This window comes from Emticicia sp. (assembly GCF_049241225.1).
In the GTDB taxonomy this organism is placed as follows: Bacteria; Bacteroidota; Bacteroidia; order Cytophagales; family Spirosomataceae; genus Emticicia.
This window is the reverse complement of record NZ_JBMLRC010000203.1, coordinates 1-4156: the sequence shown is the minus strand read 5'-3', so window position 1 is coordinate 4156 and position 4156 is coordinate 1. Positions and strand designations below refer to the sequence as shown.

2 protein-coding genes and 2 pseudogenes are annotated in these 4156 nt (G+C 40.9%); all 4 read left to right on the top strand.

Annotated features, from left to right (window positions below):
- Positions 1-951, top strand: a pseudogene (locus tag ACOVO2_RS11255) (SusC/RagA family TonB-linked outer membrane protein); the annotation flags it as partial.
- 38 nt (positions 952-989) lie between these two features.
- Complete coding sequence (locus ACOVO2_RS11250) at positions 990-2777, top strand: RagB/SusD family nutrient uptake outer membrane protein (protein ID WP_421770063.1); 1788 nt, start codon at positions 990-992, stop codon at positions 2775-2777.
- A gap of 28 nt (positions 2778-2805) precedes the next feature.
- A complete protein-coding gene (locus tag ACOVO2_RS11245; protein WP_421770062.1) occupies positions 2806-3768 on the top strand; it encodes a DUF5627 domain-containing protein in 963 nt (320 codons plus the stop codon).
- A gap of 29 nt (positions 3769-3797) precedes the next feature.
- Positions 3798-4156 (top strand): annotated as a pseudogene (locus ACOVO2_RS11240) (1,4-beta-xylanase); the annotation flags it as partial.

Genomic DNA, 4156 nt, shown 5'->3' with positions numbered 1-4156 from the left:
GGTACGTTTTTCAAGAAATTCTTGACTTTGAATGGAACATTTTTCATGAATAAAATTTCAGGAAACATTCTTCAAGCTGCCGTTTTATTCCCAAGTTATTTTACGACTGGTTTCCCTGTTTCATCTTTCATTCCTTTTGTAAACTACAATGACGACAAGCGTGTAGGTTTTGATTTTGGAGCAAGCATGAACAGAAAATCAGGTAATGTAAATTGGACATTGGGTTTAAATGCAACGTATTATGAAGCGACAGCATCGAAACGTGCCGAATTATTTGAGAATTCGTACCAAAATCGTCAAGGAAAACCACTTGATGCCATGTGGGGCTTACAAAGTTTAGGTTTCTTCCAAACTAAAGAAGAAATCGTATCGTCGCCAACACAAACATTCGGACAAGTTAAACCTGGCGACATCAAGTATAAAGACCAAAACGGTGACGGTGTAATTGACACCCGTGACGAAGTTTACTTGGGTCGTGGTGGATGGTTTGGTTCGCCACTAACTTTTGGTTTGAATTTCACAGCACAATGGAAAAAACTTACATTTTTTGCGGTGGGAGTCGGTCGTTTTGGTGGAAATGCTATGCGTAACAACTCTTATTTTTGGATAGATGCTGAAGATAAATATTCGGAAGTAGTAAGAGATAGATGGACCGAAGAAACAAAAGCAACTGCCAAATTCCCAAGACTCACAACCTTGGTTAGCGATAATAACTTCCGCTCATCTGATTTTTGGATGTACAGAACCAACCGCTTTGACCTTAGTAAAGTACAAGTTTCTTACGATTTGAGTAATCTTTTAAAAATGAAGTCGCTTGTACGTGAATTGGGTGTGTATGTAAGTGGTTTTAACCTACTGACAGTTTCTGAAAACCGTGAATTAATGGAAATGAATGTTGGTTCGGCTCCGCAAACACGCATGTTTAATGTGGGAATAAAAGCTCTTTTCTAAACGCCCGAAAATATCAAATTTTGAATATCATGTTGTATATGAATAAAAGTATATTAAAAGTAATGGTTTGTGCGACGGTTCTATTGGCAGGATGCCAAGACTTAATCGAGCCAGCCATTGAAAACAACCGCCAATTAGACGCCAGTGCCTACATTCCGAGCGATTCGAGATTTCCGTACGGAATCTTGCTAAATGGTTATAACCGAATCCCGACAAACTCTTGGTCGTTTAATGATGTAGCTACTGATGATGCCGTGAGCAATGACCAAAATAACGGTTATTTGAAAATGGCCACTGGACAATGGACTGCGAACAACAACCCAGCCAATCAATGGACTAACTGTTTTGCGGGAATCCAGTACATGAATATTGCTTTGGGTGAAATTGACAAAGTTCAGTGGGTTGCTGACCCCGTAACCAATAAACTATTTGCTACTCGTATCAAGGGTGAGGCTTACGGTCTTCGTGCATTATTGATGTATCACCTCTTGCAAGCTCATGCAGGAAAAGGAGCTAACGGCCAAATGCTCGGTGTGCCTATTTTGCTGAAACCACAAACAACCTCTGACAATTACAACTTGCCAAGAGCAACATTTGATGAGTGCGTAAAGCAAATTTACCAAGATTTAGATAGTGCTGATGTAAAATTGCCATTAGATTATCGTGATATTGCTCTCGGACAAGCAGCACAAATACCAGCCAAATATGGAAAAGTAACGGTAGAGCAATATAACCGTGCTTTTGGTGTTACCTTCAGCGGTTTATTTACTGGTCGTATCGCCAAAGCAATTAAAGCACAAACGGCACTCTTGGCGGCAAGTCCTGCTTTCAATAGTGGTGCTGACAAATGGGCCGATGCAGCCAATGCAGCAGCAGCAGTATTAAACTTAAATGGTGGTTTAAGTGCCATACCGACCAACGCAGCCAGTGGCTTGACGTGGTATTCAAATACTGCCGAAATTGCAGCTTTGCGAGACGGAGCCAATCCACCCGAAATTCTTTGGCGTAATAACTGGTTAGAAAACCGAGACTTAGAGCAAGCAAACTTCCCTCCTACCCTTTTCGGAAATGGTCGTATCAATCCAACACAAAATTTGGTTGATGCCTTCCCGATGCTCAATGGTTATCCGATTAATAGTCCGCAAAGTGGTTACAATCCAAACGACCCTTACACCAACCGTGACCCACGCCTCAGAATGTTTATTTTGGTGAATGGTGCAACTGCTGGCGTAAACAATACGGCCATCAATACAACCGCAAATGGACCTACAAACGACGCACTCAATAAAGTTGAAACCTCAACTCGTACAGGTTATTATTTGAGAAAATTATTGCGTCAAGATGTAAACTTAAACCCAACATCGGCCAGCAATCAGCGTCGTTATAAGCCACATATCCGTTATACCGAAATTGCATTGGCTTATGCCGAAGCAGCCAATGAGGCTTATGGTCCAACTGGTACAGGTTCAAATACATATTCGGCTTATGATATCATCAGAGCGATTCGCAGAAGAGCGGGTATTGGCTTAACCAACAACGATGCTTATCTGGAAAGTGCCAAAGGCAACAAAGAAACCATGCGTCAGTTAATCCGTAACGAACGCCGTTTAGAACTTTGCTTTGAAGGTTTCAGATTCTGGGATTTACGCCGTTGGAACGCCGACCTTACCGAACCAGCCAAAGGCATGAGTATTCAGAATGGTGTTTACACAGTAATACCAGCTGTTCAAGACAGAATATTCAAGAGTCACATGAAATATGGACCAATTCCATATTCAGAAATCCTAAAATATTCGGCACTCGTGCAAAACGAAGGTTGGAACTAACATAATCAAGACAAAATTTTATATCAATATGAAGAGATTAGTTTATGTATCGGTATTGTTCCTGATTGGACTTGCCTCTTGCAACAAGGAAGTTGAGTTTCCTGACTTCAAAACTCAGAATGTATATTTTGCTTACCAGTATCCAGTAAGAACAATTACACTCGGAGAAGATGCCTTCGTAAATACCGATTTAGATAATGCCAAAAAATGCCAGATTTATGCCACTTTGGGCGGTGTTTATGAAAGCAGAAGCGATGTAGCCATTCAGGTTTCGGTTGATAAAACCCTCCTAAAAAATGGAATGTTGTTCGGGGCTGGTAGAGATGAAATTCTTGCTATGCCAGATAACTATTATTCGTTGGCGTCTAACAAAATTATCATTCCCAAAGGTGCTTTGGCGGGTGGAGTGGATGTGCAACTGACCGATGCGTTTTTTGCCGACCCAAAATCAATCAAAAATACCTACGTAATTCCGATGGCAATTACCCAAAGTGATGTAAATGCAATTCCTGCTCTTGCTGGCAAAAACTTTGTTTTGTATGCCATCAAATACATCAATCCTTGGCATGGCAATTACCTCCGTCGTGGAAACGATGTAGTTACTGGAGCCGTAAATCGCACGGTTGTTCGTCATGCACAATTCGTAGAAAACGATGAAGTAAACAAACTAACAACGAGGTCATTGACCGAACTCGAATTTCCTGTGGTGTTGAAAGACAAAGACAACAAAAACGTAAATGTGAATTTATTGATGAAGTTCGATAACGATGGAAAATGTACGGTTTCTTCTCTAACAAGTGGTGTAACTGCCTCTGGCAATGGTGCTTTTGTGAAAAAAGGAGAGAAAAAAAGTTGGGGAAATAAAGACCGTGATGCACTTTATTTGAAGTATGAAGTAAATGTGGCTGGAATGAAAGTAGCCACAACCGACACGCTCGTAATGCGTGACCGCACAGTAGCTTTCGAGACCTTCTCGCCAGTTGCAAAGTAATGTTTCATTGACCTATTGAATATTTTTTTATGAACAAATTATATAAATTATCACTCGGACTAACCGCCATTTTAGCGGCTTCGTGTGCCAAAATGGAGCCATTGCAATACACCGTTCCGAAACCCGAAAGTGTGGCAATGCAAGAAGAAATTGATAGCTATCCTGCACTAAAATCATACATTAATCGTACTGCACACCCAAACTTCAAATTGGGTGCAGCCCTTTCATTGGCCGACTACAACAATAAAGGCGTAATGTACCGACTGGCCAATAAAAATTTCGATGAAATTGTGTTAGGTTATGAAATGAAGCACGGTGGTGTTGTGCAATCGAATGGAAATTTGGCTCTTGATAATGTTTCAAGATTACTCGAAAATGCCAAAACCGC

Excerpts from the sequence above, each read along its gene's own strand:
- ACOVO2_RS11250 (WP_421770063.1), top strand. The coding sequence starts at position 990 with ATGAATAAAAGTATATTAAAAGTAATGGTTTGTGCGACGGTTCTATTG.
- ACOVO2_RS11245 (WP_421770062.1), top strand. The coding sequence starts at position 2,806 with ATGAAGAGATTAGTTTATGTATCGGTATTGTTCCTGATTGGACTTGCC.